Raw genomic sequence first — 24,512 nt, forward strand, 5'->3', positions numbered from 1 at the left:
CTGATATGGCATAGGGTTTACCTCCTTGCTTGTTTATCGAAAACTATTCCTTACCGTTCGATTCGATGCCAGCCTTCTCATTAGGCTTCGGGAAACCGCCAATACCTCTCTTCACCAGGAGCAGCTTTCCTAGCACATAGTATGCAAGCGCGCTGAAGACGCACACGGCAGTTGTTGCGTTGCAGTACCTGAAGGCGTCATGAGGAATGCACAGGAAGGGATCGAAAATTGCAAGATACAGCGCCACCGAAGCTGCGAAAACGCCAATTGCAACCCAGTTGAAGCCACCCCAGAAATAGTACTTGGAGTTCTTGCCGTTGTTGTAAGCGTCGCGAATGGAAATGTGCTTTTTCCTGAACGCGTAGTAGTCAACCAGCTGCATCATTGCGATAGGAGCGCAGCTCATGCTGGAAATACCCAGGATGATATAGAAATTGTCGTACAGCGGCTCAGCCCAAATCATGCCGACGAAAGCAATCAGGGTAATCAAGCCAGTGCACTTGCCCCATGGGATTTTCACAAAGGTCTTCACTTGTTTAATGCCAATACCCAGGTTGTACAACATAACGGAGCATGCGGTAATGTCGGCGCAAATCACCAGCAGCAAAGCCGCGGTGCCAAGACCCAGACCGCCCATCGGAATCATCCATGCAGTCGGATCGGAGCTGTTCACCAGCAGAGATGCTGCAACACCCATAACGGTGCCCAGAGTCGCGGCGAAAACCAATCCGATAACGTTTGGCCAGAAAGCCGCCTTCGTGGTCTTGCACAGCTTCGCAACACCACCCATATTCGGCCACCAAGAAAAGCCGGCGCCCATACTGAGCTCGAAGACTACCAGGAAGTTCAGCCACTGGTCCTCAAACGGAGCCAAGGGCTTAGCGGACAGAACGGTATCCCAACCGTAGTTCATGCTGACCACAACGAACAGGAAGATCAAAATGATGACGAAAATAGGTGCTACGAAGTTATTGAGCTTCTTCAAGAGCACAGGGCCCTTCCAGGCGACCATCCAGCAAATCGCGCCGGCAATCACCGAAAGAATGAACACGGGAACACCGGTAGTGATGTCCGTTCCGGTAAACCCAAGCACGATATTGCCAACGGCCTTCGCCACCATCATACAGAGGATAACCAGCCAAGCAATAACGAATATGGACATCAAAATCAGGAATACCTTCGTGCCTTTGCCACCAAGGATGCCTCGCACCGATGTGTATGCGTCGACTCCATATTTTCCCGATATCACCTGCGTCGCAAGCGACATAAGCAATACTGCAACGATGTTGCCGGCAATCGAGCCAACCAGCGCTGTCGGAACGTCTACATATAGCGCCAGACTTCCTCCGGTGATAAAACACCATGCCGCGCACGCAAAACCCGTGATAACTACCGTGTAATCTTTGAAACCATAAGGACGCTCGCTTTTTAGAACAGGCATAGACTCGCTTTGAGCCTCGCTGTTGACATCTGCTTCAGCCATAATGCACCTCCCCTTAGAAATACATGACCGCATACCAGATAACAGGCAACACTCCCAGCACGATAAACATTGCGGCTATCAAAATGTTGTCGGCTTTATCCAGTCCAGGAATGAGCTTTCCCTCGCGTTCTTGCTCTTCGATTTCCGCGATACGCTCGAACAGTTCCCCTTCGTGAGCTTCATCGAAGTTCGTGTTTCCGCTCAGCTCGGACCTGATTTCATCTACGGCACTCATGGACTACTCCCTCCTTCTGTTATCGAAGTTGGCATCCTACGAAGCGAGCACGGCAACCATTACCGCCACCGGCGTTTTCAAAAAGGGTCGTTTCTTTCGCACGGTTCCCCTCTTGCGCTTCGTAATCCAAAAGAGAGCGCAAGTCTTACCTCTAGTAAAAACCTACGCCCTCCGTATTCAGAACCCATTAACCCTGTTAGCAATTAATGCGAATCATGAATTTATGGGTCAGATGCCTATTTGAAAGTGTTTCCAAGCTTTAAGCAGAGGGCTCCTGCTGCGTGATGCAGTGGATGTTGCCACCGCCGTACACAACCTGGCGAGAGTCAACGCCAACGCACTTGAACACGCCTTCGCCCCACGTCTCGTCGTAAATCTTCTGCAAGGTTTCTACGGCAAGAGCATCATTAACGTCGCCGTATTGCGGGACGATGCAACCGTGATTGGTTACCAGGTAATTCATGTAGGAAGCAATCTGCGGCTCGTCCTGCGCGGTACGCGGGTTCACCAGGTCGATGGAATTCGCTTCCTCATCGGACATGAAGCAAGGCTTCTCGGGCATGGGAAGCTTGTAGACCTTCAGCTTGCGACCCTTAGCATCGGTAGCGTTAACCAAAGTGTCGTAGATTTCATGGCACTGACGATAGAACGGATAGTCCGGATCATCGGTCCAGATGCAGGCCACAACGCCAGGAGCGATAAAGGTCGCACAGTCGTCAATATGACCGTTAGTAACCTCGGGATCGATGCCTTCCTTAACCCAAATAACCTTCTCAACGCCCAAGTACTCTTCGAGTTCTTTGGTCATGTAAGCGCGCAGTTCCTCGCTGAAAGGCTCATATTTACGCGGGTACAGCGGCCAATCACCTGCATCAGGCTCATGGGCGACCAGCACAGAAGCGGTACGACCACCGGAAAGCAGGCACGAGTCCGTAACGATAAGGGTACCTTCACCATCAACGGTAATAGAACCGCCCTCGAGAATCACATGGTCGGGACGATACGTGCGAACCCCCACGTAGTCGGCCATTTTACGCGCGATTTTAGCGTCCTTGTCCCAGGGGAAGTACAGGCCGTCCACCAAGCCACCGTATGCATTGAAGTGCCAGTCAGTAGCAGCCTTGTCGCCCTTGCCATTCACCAAGAACGTGGCGCCGGTATCGCGGAACCAAGCATCGTTGATGCTCATCTCCATAACCGTCACGCGCTCGTTATCCTTGAACACAGCCTTGCAGTTGTCGTAGTCGGCCTCGTTGCAGCACATCACAACGGGAGTGAACTCGGAAATGGCATTCGCAATGCCGGCATAGGTGCGCTGAGCGGGCACGGCGCCGAACGCAAACGTGTCAGGACGGTTCGGCCAGCCCATGAACACGCGGTCTTGCGGGGCGAATTCGGCCGGCATATAGAAGCCATCGGCTTTAGGAGTGGATTCGGATTCGGTAATCTGACGCATTTCAGTACCTCCAATGAGTACGAAGGGCTGCATGATCGCTGCCGACCATGCAGCCCTTTGCGAAATATGATTGTGCCTTGTTCGATTGACGAGAACTGGGCTAGCGTCAACCGAACGACAAAACTTACGCCTTAGAAGTCGTAGTTGTGAATGCGCGGGGTCAGCAGATCCTCGACCTTACCGCGGTAGTAGTTCTCCAGATACTCGCTGGTGTTGCGGCGGAGCGGCCACAGGATGTACACCAGGATACCGCGCTGAGCATACAGACGATTCTCGCCCAGGGGCAGCAGAGCAGACTGTGGGCCATCCCACACTGCGTCAGTCATCTCCCAGTTACGGTTACCGGGCAGGTAGTGCATAACCCAAGCGGACTTCGGGGCATGAGCCATGAGCTCTTCGTTGATCTGGTACTTCGGGTAGAACACCTCGAAGGCTTCCTTCTCGCAAACGCCCATCTTGTGGTAGTTCACGACACCGGTGTAGAAGAAATCGGTTTCGGGAGCGTACTCATAGGGATCCTCGGTGCAGATGATCTCGCCGTTGCCATCCTCGGCAGCCTGAGCGCGGCACTTTGCCAGCAGCTCGTCGGAGGGCCAGAACTTCTTGGGGGCAGCGCAAATCACGCGAATGCCCAAGCGCGGGAACAGGGAGAGATGGTCCATGAACACGCAGTCAAAACCGTCAGCGCCATCGCCCAGCCACATGAAGGTGCAATCAGACAGCTTCTTGCCCTTCGGCTTGCGCTCGATCATCGTGATAAGGTCGGCAATGACCTGCGTGGGATGATGCTGCTCCTGGCTACCAAAGCCATCAGACCGGAACTCGGCGCAGGACATGCCGCTGATAACCGGTACAGTGGAGTTGGCAACAACCTCATCGATGACGCGCTGAGACAGGCTACGAATCATGATGGCGTCGGCCATGGAAGAAATAATGGCCGCAGTCTCCGCGATATCCTCTTGGCCAGAGCCGGCATGCAGAGAGCTGCCATCGAGGAACATTGCATGGCCGCCAAACTGGGTCATGGCCGTCTCGAAGCTTACGCGGGTACGGGTTGACTGCTGGTCGAACATCATAGCAAGGGAGACGTCCTTAAGCAGAGGCAAGCGAACGCCCTTCTCCTCCATCTCCTTCAGCAGCAGGCAAACATCAAGCAGTTCGTTGATTTGGTCCACGCTCCAGTCGCTCAGACGGTTCATGTCCATGTAATGCTCGTGCTTCATAACCCTCACTCCTTCTTTCTCGCCGTTCGTCTTTCGACGATTCGCTATTGGTTTGAACCCCTCACTTGGGATCCGATGGCTGCCACTTTACGAGCCGCAAGGGATAACCCTCAATCGGCTTGCTGTACCATTTATGAAAAGTGCGTGAAGGGATTAGACTAGTTATTGCGTACGGGTTAGAAGGGTGCATCTATATAACCTAATAGGGTTATATAGATGTATTGATAGATGGTATGAATGGTTTGAACTGTGAGACCGCTTGTTCTCGCCAATACGAATTACCAATGAGAGGAACTATGCTATTGATGATATTGCGGCGCTTTTTTGCAGGTCAACGTGTGTTTTACTGAGTTGAAAACGGGGAAGTTCGGTCTCGAAGGCAAACATGGAAATATGCTCCCGAGTGCCCGCCAAAGCGAAGCCGACAACCTAATGCAGCACGCGTAACTCTTTTGTAAGTCGCAAATCGCCTGAAGCGAGCGAAAGGGGTCTGCCGTAATTTATGGGCGATTTGCTTCCGTATCGCATAATCGACCGCATAGCAAACCCCCCGGAACTGAAGCCACACGGCTTTGGTTCCGGGGGGTTTGCGCTGTTCGCTAGATGCTAGATCAGGCTCACAAGCAGTTCATGGATGCGCAAGTCGTCGTCGAGCTCCGGGTGGAACGAGACGCCCAGCTGGTTTCCCGAGCGCACGGCCACGATGCGATCGTCCACACGCGCCAGGACCTCGGCACCTTCATGCGCCTCCTTGATGAACGGGGCGCGGATGAAGGTCATGGGGATGTCGGCGGTTTCGCCATCCGGTACGCCGGGCAAACCCACACACGGGGCGATGGTGCGGAAGCTTCCCAGCTGGCGGCCGTATGCGTTGCGGCGAACCGTCACCGGCAGCGTTCCGATGGCGCCCGGCGCGGTCGCGCCCGCGGCAACGGGGCCGTTCGGGTCGCCGGCGGCGGGAACGCCTTCTTCGACGTTTTGCGCCAGCAAAATCAGGCCCGCGCATGTGCCCAGCACCGGCAGGCCGGCGACCACGCGGGACTTCAGCGTGTCGAGCATGCCAAGCTCGCGCAGCATCTTCGCCTGCGCCGTGCTCTCGCCTCCCGGCAGAACCAGGGCATCGTAGGGCTGTTCGACATCGGGCCCCTGACGAAGCTCGATGCATTCGCACCCCAGCTTCGCCAGCGCGCGCTCATGCTCGATAAACGCCCCCTGAACAGCCAAAACAGCGATTTTCTTTCCCATTACTTGCCGCGCTCTGCCATGAGGAGGGCGATCTCGCTCTCGTTGATGCCGACCATGGCCTCGCCCAAATCCTCGGAAAGCTCGGCGATGAGCTTGGCGTCGGTGTAGTTCGCCACTGCCTTCACAATCGCCTGCGCGCGCTTCTCGGGGTTGCCGGACTTGAAGATGCCGGAGCCCACGAACACGCCCTCGGCGCCCAGCTGCATCATGAGCGCAGCGTCGGCCGGAGTGGCAACGCCGCCGGCGGCGAAGTTCACGACGGGCAGCTTGCCGTTCTCATGCACGTATTTCACCAGCTCAACGGGCACCTGCAGCTGCTTGGCGGCCTCGAACAGCTCGTCGGCGCGCAGGTTCTGGATGCGGCGGATCTCGGCGTTCATCATGCGCATATGGCGCACGGCCTGCACCACGTCGCCCGTGCCGGGCTCGCCCTTGGTGCGAATCATCGTGGCGCCTTCGGCGATGCGGCGCAACGCCTCGCCCAGGTCGCGGGCGCCGCAGACGAACGGCACGTTGAACTGGGTCTTGTCGATGTGGTACGTGTCGTCGGCCGGGGATAGCACCTCGGACTCGTCGATGTAATCGATGTCGATGGCCTGCAGCACCTGAGCCTCCACGAAGTGGCCGATGCGGCACTTTGCCATAACGGGGATGGACACGGCCTCCTGGATGCCCTTGATCATCTTCGGGTCGCTCATGCGGGACACGCCGCCGGCGGCGCGGATGTCGGCGGGAATGCGCTCGAGCGCCATGACGGCGCAAGCACCCGCCTGCTCGGCGATGTGCGCCTGCTCAGGCGTGGTGACGTCCATGATGACGCCGCCCTTCAGCATCTGGGCAAGCTGGCGGTTCAGGGCAACGCGCTCTTCGGCGGTTTGAGGCTCGGTCATTTCCTACTCCTTCTCTGAGAATGTGAATGCCCGAAGGTTACGCTTCATCTGGTTATGGTAGTATCACCAAAACTGTTTCTTTTTATATGACCAGATGTTCCACGTGAAACAATCGGGGAAAGCGGTGACGAACAAGTGTTCTTCTACGATATGGAATCGCATGGTGAACTGGCTCTTTACGAATACTTGTATCGTTGCATCCGTCACGATATCGCGCATGGAAAAGTCGAACCCGGGCAGAAATTGCCGTCGAAACGCGCGCTGGCAAAGCAGCTGGGCGTCAGCCTGATCACCATCGAGGCCGCATACGACCAGCTTGTCGCCGAAGGCTATATCCGCTCGCGCGAACGCTGCGGCTACTACGCATGCGACCTCGCGCCCGCTGCCAAGATCGAGGAGCAGGGAAACGTTCGGTTCCGAACCGCGACAGAAACGAGAGCAAACCGCAGGCGCGAGGGTCATGCCTCAAACCCGAACGGTCCGCAGCCTATTTCGCAAAATGAAGAGCATCTGGAAAGACGAACCGGATATCGTCCATCCGACGCTGACTTCGCCCCGTCGCTCAATGGCCTTGCACCCCACGCTCGAAACGCCCCGTCCGATGCGCCGCTGCTCGCAGACTTCACGCACAGCACGCTGGCAACCACCATGCTCCCCTACTCCGCTTGGGCGAAAGCCGTCCGCCGAACGCTTTCGGATGAATCGGCGGCATCGCTGGCCGAAGCCGCTTCCGCAGCAGGGTCGCCCGAACTGCGAAGCGCCATCGCCGACCATTTGCGGCAATACCGCGGGATGGACGTGTCGCCCGATCAGGTCGTCATAGGCGCCGGGTCGCAAACGTTGTACCAGCTGCTTGTGCAACTGCTAGGGCGCACAAGGCGCTACGCAGTGGAAGATCCGGGATACCCCCTGCTCACGCGCATGTACGAGCAGCAGGATGCGCAGGTGGCGCATATCGGGCTGGACGATTCCGGCATCGACATCGATGCGCTGGAAGCTTCCGACGCATCGGTTGCCCACATCATGCCGTCGCACCAGTTCCCCACCGGGATCGTCACCACGGCGGCCCGACGTCGCGAGCTTTTGAACTGGGCGCGCGAAAGAGACCGCTATCTGATCGAGGACGACTACGACTCGGAGTTCCGCATGGCCGGGCGACCCATCCCCTCGCTGTTCGGCATCGATGCCGCCGAACGCGTGCTGTACCTCAACTCGTTCGCAAAAAGCCTGGGCGCGGCGTTTCGCATGGCGTACCTGGTGTTGCCGCCGCAACTGGCGCAGCGATTCCGCAAGCAACTCGGCTTCTACGCGAACACCGTCAGCCCGCTCGACCAGCTGGCATTGGCTCGCTTCATCGAGCAAGGCCATTACGACCGCCATGTGAACCGCCTGCGCACCCACGCACGCAAAACGCAGGACGCCCTGGTCAACGCCCTGCACGAAGCCTTCGGCGATCGCATTGCGTTCGCCGGCCTCAACGACGGCTTGCATTTCATCATGCAATTGGAGAGTGAACGCGGCGAACGCGAACTTGCCACCGCCGCCGAAGCCGCCGGCATCCGCATCGCCCCGCTGTCGAGTTTCGCCGGCACAGCTTCGTTAAGCGGCGCCCCGACCGGCACCGAGCCGCAGGCAAACACGGCGAGCGAAACCTCCCCCGCGCGCTTCATCCTGCGAAGCGACAGCACCTCGATCGAGGAATCGCCCGCCGTTGCAAACGCGCTTGCGAATGCATGGACATAGAGCACCAAAACGCAAAAAAGCGCGAGCCGGGCTTCTCACCCGGCTCGCGCCTCAACGGCATATCAAGTAAACACTACTCGGCGTCGTAGGACTCCTTGAGCGCCTTCAAGGCCGGCAGGCTGTTCTCGATGGTCTCGCGGGCGATGCAGTAGCTCATGCGCACCCAGCCCGGGCAGCCGAAGCTGTCTGAAGGCACGATGAGCAGCTCGTGCTGCTTCGCACGGTCGCTGAACGCCTGGGCGTCGGGCTCCAGAGCGCGCACCCACAGGTAAAACGCGCCGTCAGGCTGCACATACTCGTAGCCCATCTCGTCCAGGGCCTCGGTGAGGATGCGGCGGTTGGTGGCGTAGGCCTCAACATCGGACGGCTCGTCGACGCACGCAGCAGCAACGCGCTGGAACAGTACCGGCGCGCAGATGTAGCCATGCGCACGGCCTGCGCCGGCGACGGCGAAGAACACGCGGTCCGCCTCTTCGGCGTCCATGGTGTCGGAAACGTACACGTAGCCGACACGCTCGCCCGGCAGGCTGAGCGCCTTGGAATACGAATAGCACACCAACGTGCGGGGATAGATGGTGGGAACGTAGGGAACCTCCACGCCGTAGGTGATCTCGCGATACGGCTCGTCGCTGATCAGGTAGATCGGATGGCCGATCTCCTTGCCCTTCTCCTCGAGCATGGCGGCCAGCGCCTCCAGGTTCTCGCGCGTATACACCGCGCCCACCGGGTTGTTCGGCGAGTTGATGATGACAGCCGCGGTCTTCTCGTTGATGGCGGCGCCCATGGCCTCCACGTCAAGCTGGAAGCTGGGAACCTGCGTGGGCACCTCGACGATGGAGCAGCCCATGGTCTCGATCCACACCTTGTACTCGGGGAAGTACGGGCTAGGGACGATGACCTCGTCGCCGGCGTTGGTGACGGCGCCCAGGCTGATGGCGATGGATGCGGCGGCGCCCACCGTCATGTACACGCGACCCGCCTTCGCAGGGATGCCGTAGCGGCGGGCGATGCTGTCGGCGATGGTCTGACGGACGGCGGGGATGCCGGCAGCGGGCGAATACGCGTGCAGCTCGACCGGCGGCAGCTTCATAAGCTCCTCGATGGTGTCGGCCACCTTCTGCGGCGCGGGCACGCTGGGGTTGCCGATAGAGTAGTCGAACACCTTGTCCTCGCCGATCTCGGCCTTGCGCTTCAAACCGTAGGCGAACAGCTCGCGAATCGCGGAGGGCGCATTTCCCAGGCCATACATTCTTTCGTCGATCATAAGGTGCTCCTTGCATGCCGGTGCGCATAACGCACGATGATAGGTTCGCCGTTCAGATTAGCACTTTCGCACCGCGTTGCCGCCCGCATCGCTGCCAACAAAGTTAGCCGGAGCACGAAAACCGCATTTGGGGAAGCCCGACGGAAAGAGCAGCCGGTCGATGCGGCGCGCAACCAGCCCGGCCGGCACTCGCCGAGCATACGGATCGGGCGCCCGCGCGCCGCCGCCCACCTGCACGCTCGACCGTTCGCGCGCAGACCGCTTCCCCGCCGGGAAACCCTTGGGCAACACCTTGCGCCGAAAGCAAACCGTCACCGCCGGCGGGCGCACATTGCGGTACAATAACCCCAGAACACGGGCGCGTGATCTCGTGGCACACGCTCGAGCCGACCTGAAAACATCCGCGCAGGCGCCCAAGCGCCGCGCACAACGAAAGGGGTTATCATGGCTTTCGGTTACAAGCGCATCTTCGCAGCACTCGACGGCGCATCCACCCAGCGAGCGGTCATGGAGCGCGCCATCGCCTTGGCGGAGGAAGAGCATGCAGAGCTCACGTTCGGCCACGTCATCGACTCCGTGCCCTATGAGGCATCGGGCGTCGACTTCGAGCTTCTGTGCAACGAGGGCAAGATCCGCATCAAGACCGACCTTGCCGACCTGCTGGAGAAGGCCCGCAATAACGCCGACATCCCCTCCGTGCAGCTGATCGTCCGTGCCGGCCGCATCACCGACACGCTGCAGAAGCAGCTCATCGAGCCCATCGAGCCCGACCTGGTCATCTGCGGCGAGCGCGGCCTGAGCAACATCAAGTACGTGTTCGTGGGCAGCGTTTCCACGTACCTCATCCGCAACGTCCGCTGCGACGTGCTGGTGGTCAAGCAGGACTAACCGCGCAAAGCGAACGGCGAAACAAGCATGAACGGAAAAGCGGGGGCCATCGGCCCCCGCTTTCGTTTCGAGATATGATGCTACGACGTGACCAGTAAAACGGTGCCGATGACCAGCAGCAACACATACGTCAGCTTCAGGAAGCGCTCCTGGCTGATGCGCTTGGCAAGCTTGCCGCCCACCACCGTGGCCAGCACGATGAGCGGGACGCAGCACAGCACCATGACCCACACCTCGTGGGTGAAGTGCCCCTGGTACAGCTGCGCGCCGGCGTACAGCAGGTTGAGGATGGACCATACCGCCGACAGCGTGGCGCGGAACTGATCCTTGTCCGTGAGCTTCTGCACCGCGTAGATGACCAGCAGCGCGCCGCCCGAAACGAACATGCCCTGGATCAGGCCCGCCGCCGCCAGCACGCCCCACAGCGCCCACTCGGGCAGGAACGACTGCTTGCGCTGCACGAGGTTCTTAATGCCCACGGCAAGGATGACCAGGCCGTATATCTTCAGCAGCGCATGCAGCGGCACCACGGAGTCAAGCCAGGCGCCCAGCACCACGAACGGCAGCATGACGCCCACGATCTTGCCGAGCTCGCGCCAATGGATGCTGCGGATGTTCAGCACGGCCAGCACCGTACAGGCCAGAAAGCCCGTGGCGTTCAAGATGGACACCGAGCTTTGCAGCCCCAGCGTGAGCGTGCCCACCGGCATGCAGAAGATGTTGCCGGCGAAGCCGGTGATGGCCTGCACGGTGTAGCCGAACAAGAACACCGCCAGGAATATGACGTTCTTAACCAACCGAGACCCTCGCTCCCGTTACCTTGCAATCGGCGAAACGACGCCAAAGGCGCTCCGTTGCCGCATGGTCGTTGCAACGACGCCGCAGGCGCGGCAATGCCGCACGCGCTCCACTGCCGCCGACGCCCCGCTGCCGCGCGATGCGCCCCGCTAACCGGAATGCCCACCTGCTCAGCCGCGCCTTTTGCCGCGTATCCGCGGCTTCATCGTTATCCATGAAATAAGTTGCAAGTATATTACCAAAATGCCTATTTGCGGCTAATTGCCTTAGCATGAAGGGGAACATCATCTACCATAGGCAAGTACGCAATCCGAAAGCATAGGGGAACAGTGGCTGGATTCAACATCACCATCGCTGGCGACTCCGCTATCAACTTGGAGTTCGCCAAAACCATATCGCCGCAAACCAGCGGCATGATCCGCGTTGCGGCGCAGACGCTCACCGACGATCCCATCCCCGGGGTCACCGAGCTGGTGCCCACGTTCTGCTCGCTCATGGTCACCTACGACCCGTGCGTCATCGGCTACGACGAGCTGTGCCAACGCGTGCAGGGCAAGCTGCGCAACCTGGCCGCCGCAGAGGCGGGCGTGAAGCGCATCGTGGTCATCCCCGTCTGCTACGGCGGGGAGTTCGGCCCCGACCTGCCCACGGTGGCACACCATGCCGGCATGTCCGAGCAGGACGTCGTCAGCCTGCACTGCGCGCACGACTACCTTATCGACATGCTGGGCTTCCTGCCCGGCTTCGCCTACCTGGGCGGACTGGACCCGCGGCTGCACACGCCGCGCCTTTCCGTTCCGCGCACCGAGATCCCCGCAGGCAGCGTGGGCATCGGCGGCGCGCAGACGGGCATCTACCCGCTGGCAAGCCCCGGAGGCTGGCAGATCATCGGCCGCAGCCCCGTGCGCCCGTATGACCCTGAGCGCGCTCAGCCCATCCTGTACCGCGCCGGCGAATATCTTCGCTTCCAGCCCATCACGCAGAAGCAGTACGACGCCATCGAGGCGCAGATCGCCGCAGGCGGCTATGAGTGCGACGTTATCGTAGAGGAGGTCTAGCATGGGAGTCACCGCCATCAAGCCCGGCATCCTGACCACCGTGCAGGACCGGGGCCGCACCGGCTATCTGGGCAGCGGCTTCAGCCCGTCGGGCGTCATGGACACCCGCGCGCTGCACACGGCCAACCTTCTGATCGACAACGACCCCGACGCCCCCGTCCTGGAGTTCTGCCTGGCCGGGCCGACGCTTCGCTTCACCACCAGCACCTACGTCGCCATCACCGGCGGCGACTTCCGCCCCACGCTCGACGGCCGCCCCGCGCCCATGTACACCGCGCTTGCCGTGCACCGCGGCAGCGTGCTGGCCTTCGGCGCCCCGAAAACGGGCATGTACGGCTACCTGGCCATCGCGGGCGGTTCCATCAACGCGCCCGAGGTCATGGGCAGCCGTTCCACCAACTTGAAGTGCGGCATCGGCGGATGGAAAGGCCGCGCGCTCATCACCGGCGACTACCTGCCGTTCTGCACGCGCAACATCGACTTCATCCCCAACCTGGGCTCGCACACCGTCGACCGGGACGACGCGTTCTACGGCTTCGACGACCCCGAGATCACGCTGCGCGTGGTGCCCGGCCCGCAGGAGGACATGTTCACGCAAGACGGCGTGGACACCTTCTACGGCCAGCCCTACACCACCACCAGCCGCTGCGACCGCATGGGATTCCGCCTGGACGGCCCGGAGATCGAAACGGTGAACGGCAGCGATATCATCTCGGACGGCATCGCGCTGGGCGCCGTGCAGATCCCCGCCGACGGCCGCCCCATCATCATGCTCTCCGACCGCCAAACCACCGGCGGCTACGCCAAGATCGGCACCGTCTGCAGCGTCGACCTGCCCAAGCTGGTGCAGTGCACGCCGGGCCGCATCATCCGCTTCGCCCCCGTCACCATCCAGCAGGCGCAGGACCTGTACCGTCAGGAAGCGCGCCGCATGGAGGCGCTCGCCAAGATGGTCAGGCGCCCCTGCTACGGCGGCATATCGCCGCGAAGGACGGCGCGAAGGCTGACGCCCATCTTGGAAGCGCAGGCCCGCGCGCACGCGTCCGGCAGCCAGAAGCTGTGGATCGAACTGAGCAAGACCGAGCAACAACGCTTGCAGCCCGCAGAGCAGCCCGCAAGCGATCCGAACCGATAGGAGCACCCCATGACCACGAACGAAACCAACGGCACCGCCGACGCCATGAAGCAGCGCCGCGAGAACATCCTCGACCTTCTCGACATCATGGACGAGGGCAACCTGACGGCCCTGCGCTTCAAGGACGGCCAGGTGGAGATCGAGCTCGAGCGCAAGCCCGCCGCCGGCGCGCTGTCCGCTTCCACCCTGCCCCTCATGGCCGAGCGCGTCGGCCAGCTGCTCAACGCCCGCGAGGACGCCACCGGCGTGGTGGCCGGCGCCGCAAGCGCGCCCGTGGCCGGCGAGGATGACGCCAGCGTGGTCCGCAGCCCCATGGTGGGCACGTTCTACGCCGGCCCCAGCCCCGACGAGGACCCGTTCGTGAAGGTGGGCCAAGAGGTGCTGACCGGCCAGACGCTGGCCATCGTGGAGGCCATGAAGATGATGAACGAGATCACCGCCCCCGCGCCGGGCGTCATCACCGAGGTGCTGGCCGCAAACGGCACGCAGGTCGAGTACGACCAGCCGCTGTTCCGCATCTCCACCAGCGCGAACGCGTAAGGCCAGGCGAGCCCCATGTTCAACAAGATCCTCATAGCCAACCGCGGCGAGATAGCCGTGCGCATCATCCGCGCATGCCGCGCCATGGGCATCAAGACGGTCGCCGTGTACTCCACGGCCGACCGCCACGCGCTGCACACCTACCTGGCCGACGAGGCCGTGTGCATCGGCCCCGCGCCGGCGCGCGATTCGTACCTGAACACCACCGCCATCCTGGCCGCGGCCCAGGGCACGGGCGCCGACGCCATCCACCCCGGCTACGGCTTCCTGTCCGAGAACTCCACGTTCGCCAAGCTGTGCCGCGACAACGACATCGTGTTCATCGGCCCCACGCCCGAGGTCATCGACCGCATGGGCAACAAAAGCCAGGCCCGCCGCACCATGATGGACGCCGGCGTGCCCGTGGTGCCCGGCACGAAGAAGGGCGTCCACGACGTGGACGTGGCCCTCGAGCAGGCCCGCACCATCGGCTGGCCCATCATGATCAAGGCGTCGTCGGGCGGCGGCGGCAAGGGCATGCGCGTGTCGGAGAGCGAAGAGGACTTCGCCGACATGTTCAACATCGCCCAGCGCGAAAGCGTCAACGCCTTCGGCGACAACACCATGTACCTGGAGCGCGCCGTGCAGAACCCGCGCCACGTGGAGGTGCAGATCATCGCCGACAACCACGGCAACGTGGTGGCCCTGGGCGAGCGCGACTGCAGCGTGCAGCGCAACCACCAGAAGATGATCGAGGAAAGCCCCAGCCCGCTGCTGGACGCCGACGAGGACCTGCGCCGCCGCATGATGGACGACGCCGTGAAGGCCGCGCGCGCGGTGGGCTACACGTCCGCCGGCACCATCGAGTTCCTCATGGACGCCGAGCGCAACTACTACTTCATGGAGATGAACACGCGCATCCAGGTGGAGCACTGCGTCACCGAGATGGTCACGCACACCGACCTGGTGGGCGAGATGATCCGCGTGGCCGCCGGCGAGCCGCTGTCGTTTACCCAGGACGACATCGTGCTGCGCGGGCACGCCATCGAGTGCCGCATCAACGCCGAAACGCCCGAGAAGAACTTCATGCCCAGCCCCGGCACCATCTCGCAGATGCACCTGCCCGGCGGCAACGGCGTGCGCGTGGACACCGCGGCCTACGACGGCTTCGAGATCTCGCCGTACTACGACTCCATGATCGCCAAGATCATCGTGCAGGGCCGCAACCGCACCGAGGCCATCGCCAAGATGCGCACCGCGCTCGAGGAGATGGTGGTCGTGGGCGTGAACACCAACCTTGACTTCCAATACGCCATCATGGAGAACGAGACGTTCCGCGCCGGCCTGGCCGACACGGGGTTCATCGAGCAGTTCCTTGCAGGCGAAGTGTAGGGATCAACGAAAGGAAGCGTTATGGGAATCGAAATGCCGGTACCCGCAAAGCCCGAAGGCGTCGACGCCGAGGTGTGGGAGCAGATGCTCCATGCCACGCCGGCTGAGGCGCGCCATCTGATCCGCGAAGGCAAGTTCGCCGCTCCTACGAGCGGCCTGTGCCCGGGTTATGCGCAGGCGAACCTGATCATCCTGCCGCGCGAGCAGGCCTATGATTTCCTGTTGTTCGCGCAGCGCAACCCCAAGCCCTGCCCCATCCTGGAGGTCACCGAGGTGGGCGAGCGCATGACGCACATCTGCGCGAAGGATTGCGACGTTGCCACCGACTTCCCCGGATACCGCATCTACAAGGACGGCGTCATGGTGGACGAGGTCGACAACGTGGTGGACTACTGGCGCGATGACCTGGTGGCGTTCATCATCGGCTGCTCGTTCAGCTTCGAAAGCGAGCTCATTGAGGCAGGCATCGAAATGCGCCACAACACGCAGGGCCGCAACGTGTCCATGTACCTCACCAACCTGGCGTGCGAGCCGGCCGGCTCCATGAGCGGCAACACGGTGGTCAGCATGCGACCCATCCCCTACGACCAGGTGGTGAAGGCGGTGCAGATCTCCGGCGCCATCCCGAAGGTGCACGGCGCGCCCGTGCATATCGGCGACCCTTCCGTCATCGGCATCAAGGACATCGCCAAGCCCGACTTCGGCGACCCGGTGGACATCAACCCCGGCGAGGTGCCGGTGTTCTGGGCATGTGGCGTCACCCCGCAGTCCATCGTCATGAACAGCAAGCCGCCGTTCGCCATCACGCACGCCCCCGGCTACATGCTGATCACGGACACCAAGAACGTGGACCTGAAGGGCTAACCGGGCAATCGCGCCGACCCGCCTAAGGTTGCCCAAGGGGAGAACAACCCGAACCGACGCCGTGCGCGGTTGCGGCATGCCGCAACCGCGCACGCTCATGTATATGGAAATGGAAGTGTTTGAACATGCCGAGCATCGATCTCAACTCCGACCTGGGAGAAAGCTTCGGGCGATACACGCTTGGGCTTGACGATCAGGTCATCCCGCTGGTTTCCAGCGTCAACGTGGCGTGCGGCATGCACGCCGGCGATCCGGCGGTCATGCGCCGCACCGTCAAGCTCGCCGCCGAGGCGGGCGTTGCCGTGGGCGCGCATCCGGGCTACCCCGACCTGCAGGGCTTCGGTCGCCGCGACATCGCCATGTCGCCCGACGAGGCCTACGACTACATCCTGTACCAGATCGGCGCGCTGCAGGCCTTCTGCCACGCCACCGGCGCGCGCATGCACCACGTGAAGCCGCACGGCCAGCTGTACAACCGCGCCGCCGTGGACCCGGAGCTTGCCCGCGCCGTGGCCGCCGCCGTGCACGACGCCAACCTGGACCTGGTGCTGGTGGGCCTGGCGAACAGCGAGCTCATCCGCGCGGGCCAGGCGGAGGGAATCCGCACTGCGCAGGAATTCTTCGCCGACCGCAACTACACCGACGAGGGCCTGCTGGTGTCGCGCAAGCTCCCCGACGCCGTCATCACCGACGAGGACTTCGCCGTGGCGCGCGTGGTGCGCGCGGTGAAGGAAGGCGCCATCGAGTCGGCATCGGGCAAGCTGATCACCGTGAAGCCCGACACCATCTGCATCCACGGCGACAACGTTCACGCGCTCGAGTTCGCCGGTAAGATCCGCACCGCGCTGACCGAGGCCGGCGTCGAGGTGAAGCCCGTGTAGAAATCCACAGCATAGCGAAACGCGAAGAGGGCCGGGTACCAACCCGGCCCTCTTCTTGCGTCCCGCCGCCGCCCTATGCAGGTGCGGCAGCGGGTTTTCGTATCCGGCCTTCGCCGGGTTCGGCTGCGCTAGCGCTTATCGCGACGGCGCATGATGAGCAGCGCCGCGATGGAGGCCGCGCCCGCCAGGGCCACTGCCGCAAGCGGCAGGACCAGGGCAAGCTTGTCGTCGCCCGTCTGCGTCAGCACCTTGCCGATCGGCCCGCGCGGCGTGAAGGTCTTGCCGCCGGGCTGCGTGGGCTGCACGGGCGCCGGAGGCTCGGCGTACGTGTTCGTGAACGCGAGCACGTCGGCATCGCCTGCCACCGTTGCGTTCAAGTGGCCGAGCCCGTCATCGACTACCGTCACGGTCGCCTTGTACGCACGCTTGTCGTACGTCACGTTCGCCTGAGCGTCATCGAGCTCGGTGAGCGCGAACTCGTACGTGCCGGGCTTGTCGAACGTCAACGCCGGGAAGGCGATCTTGCCGTCGGCGGCGTTCTTCGCCTTCAGCTCGGTACCGTCCGCCGCGGTCAGCATGAACGTGAACTGCCCGTTCTCAAGGTTCTTGCCCACCAGCGTCTTGGTGGCGCCGATGATCACGGTCGTGGACGTCGCCTGGTAAGCGTTGGCGAAAGCAGCCTCGCGCGCGCCTTCCAGCGCATGGGTCACGCTGAGCGTGCCGTCGCCGTTGTCCTTCACCGTGGTGACCACGGTGTACGTCGCGCCGTCGTAGGTCACGCCGTTGGCGACGGTGCCGCCCCCGACCTCGTGCAGCGTGTAGCGATGCGTGCCGGGCTGCGTGTACTTCACCGCGTTCAGCGTCACGCTGCCGTCGGCGGCGTTAGCGCCGGTCGCCACCACGTCTTCGCCCTCGAGCAGCTCGAACGCGAACTCGCCGGCGGCCATATCGCGGCCCGTCAGCGTCTTGGTCACCGTCACCTGATCGGTCACGCTGGAGTTAGCAGGCTCCACCGTGTAGGTGTTGGCGAAGGAGAACGCCGGGGTTGCCGCATCGCCTTGGCGCTCGACCGTCAGCTTGCCGGCGCCGTCGTCGGTCACCTTGAAGCTGACCGTCTTGGTCGCCGCGGCGTCGTTGATCACGCCGGGTACGGAACCGCTCTCCGTCACCTTATAAGTGAACACGTGGGAACGGGGCTTGCCGGACTCGGGCTCCGGGCTCGCCGGCTGGTTGCCGGGGGCAACCTTGTCAACCGTGCCGCTCGCGGCATCGGAAGCCGCCACGGCACCCGCACCCTGCCCGTCGCCTGCCGCGGGCTTGTCGCCCTGGTCGGCGGCTACGGGCTTGTCGCCCTCGTCGGCCGCCTTAGCGGAAGCGTTATCCGCACCCGCGGCAGCCTTGTCGGCGTCTGCAGCAGCCCTCGATGCATCGGCATCGGCGTCGGCTTCCTTAGCCGGTGCTGCAGCCTGGTCGGCAGCCTTCGCGACATCCGCTTCGGCCTTATCGGCATTCGCGATAGCCGTCTGGTCGTTCACGCCCAGGGCGCGGTTGAGGTCGTCCAACGTGAACTCGATGGTGCCGAAGTCCACGCTGCCGTCCGCCGCGTTCTTGGCGGTGGTGCGCTCGGGCATGGGGGCCGCCGCATCGTCGGAGGTCACCGTGAAGGTGAACTTGCCCTCAATGGAAGCCGGGGCAAGCCCGGGTGCCGCCTGCAGCATCTTCACGCCGGACAGGCCCACCTGCACCGGATCGCCCGTGGAGTACGTGTTCTCAAACTTCAGACCCTTGTCCAGGTTCGCCGTTGCCGTAAGCGAGCCGTCACCGTTATCCACGACCGTCACCGTGAACGGAATCGGCTGCGTCTGCGGCGTGACGCCCTGGCCAGCCAGGCCGTCGGTCTTCTCGTACGCCAGGTAGCTCACCGTCCATGAAATGACGCCCTGGTCGGAGGTCTTGTAGGCGTTGCCGTCCTTCACCAGGCCCTCAAGCATCTCGGTGGTGTAGTGAAGGCCGTCGAACGTCACGGTGCCATCGGCCGCGTTCTCGGCCGTCCGCAGGTCGTCCCCGCCCGTTGCGTACTTCACCGCGAAGGTGAATTCGCCGGCGGAAAGCGGACGTCCTGTGAGCGCCTTGGTCGCCGTCACCTGAGCGGCGGTGCCGCCCGGGTTATCGGTGGAGGCGGCATACGCGTTGGCGAAGGGAACCACTGCGGGGCCCGTGCCAGCAGCAGACGGGTCTGCGCCGTACACGTACGTCTTGATGCCCTCAGGCCCGGCCACCTCGGTGGTGACCGTCAATGCGGCCTTCTGCGGGTCGTCCCAGGCCATCACCGTTACCGTGTACTCCGTCGTGTCGTAGGTGTAGCCATCGGCCGCTGCTTGAACCTCGGTCACCTTATAGGTGTACGTCTTGCCCACGTCGCTCTGACGCAGCACCACATGCTGCTCGCCCAGCGCAGACTTCACGGCTTGCGCACCATCGGCAGCTGCGGGCATGGCGATCTCGGCGCCTTCCAGCGGCAGGCCCAGCGCGTACGCCGACGCCTCGTCGCCAGGGGTCACCTTGATCGTGAACTGCCCCTCAGCCATATCGCGGCCGGTCAGGGTCTTGGCCACGTTCAGGCCGCCCGCCGCCGTGTAATCGATTTCAGCAGCGTAGCGATTCACGAACCTGATGTTCTCCGCGACCGCAGAGGCCTTGAGCATACCGGAGCCATCGTCGGACACCGTCACCTTGATGGTAGCCACGTTGTCGTCGTAATGGATGCCCGGCAGCTTATGGCCATCGGCAGGCACGACCTCGCGCACCTCGTAGGCGAACGTGCGCTTATGGTCGGGCTCGGCCTTCACCATGTCGGACGTGAACTCGATCGCGCCGAATCCGAAGCTCTCCGCGTTCGCCTTGGTCACCGTCACGTTGGTCACATCGTTGCCCGCGGCATCCTTGGGCAGCGGACCGCCATCGAGCGCCTTCAGCTCGAACGTGAAGTTGTCGGCATCGGTCCAATTACGGCCCTCGAGCACCTTGTTCAGGCCGGCGGTTGCGGTGTCGTAGCTGGTCGGGGTTGCCTGATAGCCGTTCACGAACGCCACGGCCACGAGCTTGGTCGCGGAATCGACGACCTTCCCATCCAGCTTGGTGGTCAGCGTCAGATGCTTGTCGGCATCGCCGCTCATACCCACCGTGATCTCGAGCATATGCACGCTCTTGTCGTAGGAGACGCCGGGTTTAGCATCTGCCGCAGCGGGCACGACCTCGCGCACTTCGTACGCGAACGTTTTGCCGATATCATCCTGCGTGAATGCGACTCCGTTCATCTTCGCCATATCGCACGCGACGCCATCGGCACGCGCAGCGTTGGTGAAGCTGCGGTCGGAATCCGTCAAGCGAGCTTCGGCTTCGGTAGCGGCAACTGCGCCTTCCTTATCCACGCCATGGATGCTGAAGGAGAACTCGTCAGCTGCCATATCGCGGCCGTTCAGCATCTTCTGAACGGTGATGCCGGAGAACTGCGCATTCTGCTCGTACTTGTTCTCGAACTTCGCCGGCCCATTGTCGTAGCTCACCTCGGCAACCAGCTTGCCCTTATGGTCATCAGTCACCGTGACCGTAACCTTGTGGACGTGACGATCGAACACGATGCCGCCGGTTGCGGTGCCCACTTCATCAAGATTGTTGCCGCAGTACTTATCCTCCTGCACCGCGAACGAATACGTGCCGGGCTTCTTGAACGTCATCTCACCGAAGGAGAACGGAGTCTCAGCACCCGCCTTCGCACCGCTCACCACGACTTCGTCGGCGCCCTGCGAGATGACGATGTTGCCGGCGACCTTGGCATTCTGCGTAGCGTCATCGGCTGCGCTCAGCTTGAAGCCGAACGTCTCGCCTTCCGCCATATCGCGGCCGGTCAGCACCTTGGTGCCGTGAATCGCCGTATCGCCCTCGAGCTTGGCGGGCTCGGGGTTGTACGAGTTATCGAAGCTGAACATAGCGCCGGTAATCGGCTCTTCGCTATCGTTCTTGTAGTACTTGGCGCTCAATTCAAGTTTGCCGCCAACGTCCGCGATGGTTACCTTCGCGGTCCACACCGTCTGGTCGTACACCATGCCGGCCGGGTCGAAGGTCTTGTCCGCCAGGACGTCTCGCACGGCACGCCATGTATCGTCGACCTTGACCACCTCGACGATCTTGTATTCGAAGGTAGCCTCGGTCGCTCCGGAAGGAATATCGTTAAACGTGAACGTTGCCTGCGGGAACGCGATGCTGCCGCCTGCCTCGACCGTGGTCAGGGCGCCATACCACATCTTGCCGCCCCACTCATGATCAACGCGCGTCACGCCTTCGCCCTTGGGCAACGGCGCCTTGACGTTATCCGTGCAAGCTATGACGTGGAACATGTCCGACTTAAGCGGGTTCTCACCCGTTGCATCCGTATACGTCTTCGTGCCGCTGGGAGTCCACTTCACCTCACGGGTATCGTACTCGTTCACGAACGACGCCGTGTCGTTCTCGACGAGCTGCGGCTTCTCATATCTCACGCCATCATCGTCTGCCAGCTTCGTCATCTTGGACTTCACCGTCAGCGTGCCGTTGTGGCCCTCGTCGGTTACCGTCACGACGACCTGGTACAACGCCTGAGATGCGCTCACGCCGGCTCTCAGTTGACTGAGCTCCTCGGATTCCCAAATCTGGTACGTGTACGTACCCGGCTTCGTATAGCCGATGCTCTCGAAATGGAAGCTCACGGGGACGCCATCCTTGGCATCTTTGCTCGTTACCGTAACGCGCGCCTCGCCCTTGCTGGCGCCCAGAGTGTTGGTCGGCGGCATCGGCGCCTCAACGGACGTATCGGCATCCTTCATGATGAACACGAACGTATCGGCAAGCCAATCGCGACCGGTGAGCACCTTCTCACCCTTAAGGTACTTCTCACCATCCAGCGTGCCGGATGCGGCATACGTGTTCATGTACGTTACCGCGCTCGTCTCGCCAGCAGCGATCTTGCCCTCAGCACCGTCGGCCTCTGCCATGAAACCATCGCGCGGCGTCTCGCTTACCTTATAGTCCCAGCCTGCGGAAAGCCCGTACACGTACAGGGTCTCGCCCGGCTTCAGAGAATGCTTCGCCTGGCCGTCCTGGCCGAATGCCAGCACGAACTTATCACCCTGCTGCTCGCCGCTCGCGTTCTTCACCACGGCGTTGAAATTTTTGCCGACGGCATCCTGCATCGCAATGGTGAACTCGAAAGACTCGTTCGCGAAATCATCCGCGCTGTACCCAACGGGCAGCGCCAGCTGCTTCGTCACCGTCAGCGTACCGGGCACTTCGACGCTCAGCTTGCCGTTGTTGCCCAGATAGGCGTTGATCAGCGTTTGCGCGGCGGACTGCTCGATGCCGCTCCACTTCGGGTTCAGCACATCCGCGGCCGTAGCCGTGCGGTTCTCTTCCTTGACCTTATGCAGCTCGTTGACGTAGGTCAAACGCGGCGTGCCGGACTTGAGATAGCAGGCACCCGCGGAATCCCAGGCGATAGCGCCCTCGGCTTGCTCGGCGGCGTCGCCGGGGAAGGACACATGCTCGGTCTTCGCAACGGGCTTGCCGTTCTCCATGGCATAGTAGTTGTGCTTGTAGTAGTACGTGGAGCCGCTCTTCACCGACTTCGCGGGCGTGGTGCATGCCTCGTCGGTGTAGATGTACGTGTCCTGCGTGAAGTAATAGTAGCTATTGCCCGTTGCCGGCTGGAACGTAGCGACCGCGTCACCCGTTTTCTCGCCGGACCACTTGTTGGCATAGAAGTTCACCTTGCCCGCTGCGTCGGTGTTATTCGCCATATACTCCTTCATGGCGTCATCGGGGTTCTCCAGCAGATCGAGCGCCGCCGGCTTCACGCCGGAAGAGTACAGCACCGAGATCGGCGTGGTGTTCGAGACGCTCATGGTGTCCTTCGCCAGGTCGATTGCGAAGTTGCGCAGCGGGATCAAGGACGCGGGCACCTTCACCTGCACCTTGTCGCCCGCCGCAGCATCGTCCGAACGCGTGACGGTGATCACGACGTCCTTCAGATCGGCAGCGGCCAGACCGGAATGCACGTCGCCGCTGAAATGGTACGTGTCGACGTTCCCGTCCGTGGTCTTGGACTTGCAGCCGTACACCGTTCCGTTGTACACGAGCTTGGACAGGTCGGTGACCTGCATGTAATCGCCCAGCTGATCATCGAAGGTGATGTAGCCGGTTTCGTGCTCGAAGCCTTCGCTCGTCTTCGTGGGATAGCCGGAACCCTTCGAGATCTCCTTGGAGATGTCGTCGAACACGTGCTTCAGCTCATCGGCGTTGGTCGCGCTCTTGTAGAACGTGGCGTCTTTGCCATCGGAGCCCTTCGCACGATCGCCGAAGTTCCATATATATTCGCCCGACCACCAACTCGTGCTCTCGTAAGAATACGTAGCAGACGGGTAGTTGCTCGACACGGCGTGCATGAACTTGTTCTCGTTGGAAACGCCCTGCCCATCGGGATACTTTGCCGGATAGGCGCCCTGGAAGATGCCGATGGAGTACACCGCAGCACCCGCATCCTTCATAACCTTAGCATGCCCAACGGCGCTCGAGGCGACGGCCGGTTCAAAATCGCTATATTCCGTCGGCGTGCCATCGGTGAAGAAGATGACGACCTTCTTGGCATCGGAACGACCGGAGGCCTGACCCTTCGCGAGCTCCAAGCCTGCAGCGGCATTCGTTGCGCCGGCGGGCTTGATGGCGTTCACCTGGGATGAGAAGTCGCCTTTCGTGTCATTGGTGCACGGAGCAAGCGTCTTCATCACCTGGCTGTAGTTGTACCAATTTCTACCGTCGTAATACGTGTCGTTGCCGACCTTGTCGGTCTTGTCCCCAGCGAATTTAACGATGGCGACCTGATGCTGCTTGGCGGCATCCTTGACCGTCGCATTCTGCTTGGCGATCTCATCGATGAACGAGTTCGCCGCGCTCTTGAGCGCGTCGATGCGCTTCGTGTCATCGCCGTCGCCCATAGGGTCGTCCATCGACCCGGAGGCGTCGAGCACCAACACGATATCAAGCGGCGTGGTCGCCGTATCGGAAAGGTTCGAGGTGGACGACAACGCCGTGAGCGCGGTCAGGAAGTCCGCACCATTCTCCTTGGATACGGTGATGCCGTTCTTGCTGATCTCATTGTCCGACACGGTCTTGTCAGTCCAGATACGTCCGACGCTCGACGTGTCATTCTCGACAAGCCCCTGCCAATCCCAAATGGTCGAGGGGTCCGTGACGGCGGTCTTGTTGCCGCTGTACGTTGTCGCCGACGAGTCTTCCGCGAACGCCGCGCCGCCGAACAGCGGCGACAACGCAAGCACCAGCACAGCGGCTAACGCTGCCTTGAAACGCTTCGTCGATTTCATGTCCTCGCCTCCTTCCACCGCATCGC

At 61.8% G+C, this 24,512-nt stretch carries 17 protein-coding genes; 8 read left to right on the forward strand and 9 right to left on the reverse strand.

Features of this window, described 5'->3' with window-relative positions:
• Positions 1–43: 43 nt before the first annotated feature.
• From SFHG_RS00350 to pdxS, 6 genes are all read right to left on the reverse strand, one after another.
• Positions 44–1,483 (reverse strand): purine-cytosine permease family protein, encoded by a 1,440-nt coding sequence (locus tag SFHG_RS00350; RefSeq protein ID WP_042432113.1) that lies wholly within the window; start codon positions 1,481–1,483, stop codon positions 44–46.
• Positions 1,484–1,496: 13 nt separating this feature from the next.
• The gene (locus SFHG_RS00355; protein WP_042432115.1) at positions 1,497–1,718 is read right to left on the reverse strand and encodes a hypothetical protein; all 222 of its coding nucleotides are present in this window, start codon (positions 1,716–1,718) and stop codon (positions 1,497–1,499) included.
• 259 nt (positions 1,719–1,977) lie between these two features.
• Positions 1,978–3,174: an agmatine deiminase family protein gene (locus SFHG_RS00365; protein ID WP_042432121.1), complete on the reverse strand. Its 1,197-nt coding sequence runs from the start codon at positions 3,172–3,174 to the stop codon at positions 1,978–1,980.
• 131 nt (positions 3,175–3,305) lie between these two features.
• Positions 3,306–4,397 (reverse strand): ornithine carbamoyltransferase, encoded by a 1,092-nt coding sequence (locus SFHG_RS00370; RefSeq protein WP_042432124.1) that lies wholly within the window; start codon positions 4,395–4,397, stop codon positions 3,306–3,308.
• Between the two features lie 606 nt (positions 4,398–5,003).
• The gene (gene pdxT / locus SFHG_RS00375; protein WP_042432127.1) at positions 5,004–5,642 is read right to left on the reverse strand and encodes a pyridoxal 5'-phosphate synthase glutaminase subunit PdxT; all 639 of its coding nucleotides are present in this window, start codon (positions 5,640–5,642) and stop codon (positions 5,004–5,006) included.
• Positions 5,642–6,532, reverse strand: coding sequence for a pyridoxal 5'-phosphate synthase lyase subunit PdxS (pdxS, locus tag SFHG_RS00380; RefSeq protein ID WP_042432130.1), 891 nt, complete (start codon positions 6,530–6,532; stop codon positions 5,642–5,644). The genes pdxT and pdxS overlap by 1 nt, the downstream gene beginning before the upstream one ends.
• A 135-nt stretch (positions 6,533–6,667) precedes the next feature.
• On the opposite strand from pdxS, the gene pdxR reads away from it, so the two are divergent.
• Positions 6,668–8,275 carry a MocR-like pyridoxine biosynthesis transcription factor PdxR gene (gene pdxR / locus SFHG_RS00385; RefSeq protein ID WP_052297731.1) on the forward strand — a complete coding sequence of 536 codons (1,608 nt, stop codon included), beginning with the start codon at positions 6,668–6,670 and terminating at the stop codon, positions 8,273–8,275.
• Positions 8,276–8,348: 73 nt separating this feature from the next.
• On the opposite strand, the gene SFHG_RS00390 is transcribed toward pdxR, so the two are convergent.
• Positions 8,349–9,539 carry a pyridoxal phosphate-dependent aminotransferase gene (locus SFHG_RS00390; RefSeq protein ID WP_042432133.1) on the reverse strand — a complete coding sequence of 397 codons (1,191 nt, stop codon included), beginning with the start codon at positions 9,537–9,539 and terminating at the stop codon, positions 8,349–8,351.
• Between the two features lie 444 nt (positions 9,540–9,983).
• Here SFHG_RS00390 and SFHG_RS00395 point away from each other — a divergent pair, with 444 nt between their 5' ends.
• Positions 9,984–10,427, forward strand: coding sequence for a universal stress protein (locus SFHG_RS00395; protein ID WP_042432136.1), 444 nt, complete (start codon positions 9,984–9,986; stop codon positions 10,425–10,427).
• Between the two features lie 80 nt (positions 10,428–10,507).
• Here the strand turns inward: SFHG_RS00395 and SFHG_RS00400 are convergent, their stop codons facing one another.
• A complete protein-coding gene (locus tag SFHG_RS00400) occupies positions 10,508–11,224 on the reverse strand; it encodes a sulfite exporter TauE/SafE family protein (RefSeq protein WP_042432138.1) in 717 nt (238 codons plus the stop codon).
• Positions 11,225–11,554: 330 nt separating this feature from the next.
• On the opposite strand from SFHG_RS00400, the gene pxpB reads away from it, so the two are divergent.
• From pxpB to SFHG_RS00430, 6 genes are all read left to right on the forward strand, one after another.
• Positions 11,555–12,283 (forward strand): 5-oxoprolinase subunit PxpB, encoded by a 729-nt coding sequence (gene pxpB / locus SFHG_RS00405; RefSeq protein ID WP_042432140.1) that lies wholly within the window; start codon positions 11,555–11,557, stop codon positions 12,281–12,283.
• Between the two features lies 1 nt (position 12,284).
• Entirely contained in the window at positions 12,285–13,418 is a 1,134-nt protein-coding gene (locus SFHG_RS00410; RefSeq protein WP_042432142.1) for a 5-oxoprolinase subunit C family protein, read from the forward strand.
• Positions 13,419–13,427: 9 nt separating this feature from the next.
• Positions 13,428–13,958 (forward strand): acetyl-CoA carboxylase biotin carboxyl carrier protein, encoded by a 531-nt coding sequence (accB, locus tag SFHG_RS00415; RefSeq protein WP_181859450.1) that lies wholly within the window; start codon positions 13,428–13,430, stop codon positions 13,956–13,958.
• Between the two features lie 15 nt (positions 13,959–13,973).
• Positions 13,974–15,329, forward strand: coding sequence for an acetyl-CoA carboxylase biotin carboxylase subunit (gene accC, locus SFHG_RS00420; protein WP_042432144.1), 1,356 nt, complete (start codon positions 13,974–13,976; stop codon positions 15,327–15,329).
• A 21-nt stretch (positions 15,330–15,350) separates the two neighbouring features.
• Positions 15,351–16,193, forward strand: coding sequence for a putative hydro-lyase (locus tag SFHG_RS00425; protein ID WP_081468849.1), 843 nt, complete (start codon positions 15,351–15,353; stop codon positions 16,191–16,193).
• Positions 16,194–16,318: 125 nt separating this feature from the next.
• Positions 16,319–17,074: a LamB/YcsF family protein gene (locus SFHG_RS00430; protein ID WP_042432147.1), complete on the forward strand. Its 756-nt coding sequence runs from the start codon at positions 16,319–16,321 to the stop codon at positions 17,072–17,074.
• A gap of 128 nt (positions 17,075–17,202) precedes the next feature.
• On the opposite strand, the gene SFHG_RS00435 is transcribed toward SFHG_RS00430, so the two are convergent.
• The gene (locus SFHG_RS00435) at positions 17,203–24,486 is read right to left on the reverse strand and encodes a Spy0128 family protein (protein ID WP_162096548.1); all 7,284 of its coding nucleotides are present in this window, start codon (positions 24,484–24,486) and stop codon (positions 17,203–17,205) included.
• Between the last annotated feature and the right edge of the window lie 26 nt (positions 24,487–24,512).

It is taken from the genome of Senegalimassilia anaerobia JC110, from assembly GCF_000236865.1.
In the GTDB taxonomy this organism is placed as follows: domain Bacteria; phylum Actinomycetota; class Coriobacteriia; order Coriobacteriales; family Eggerthellaceae; genus Senegalimassilia; species Senegalimassilia anaerobia.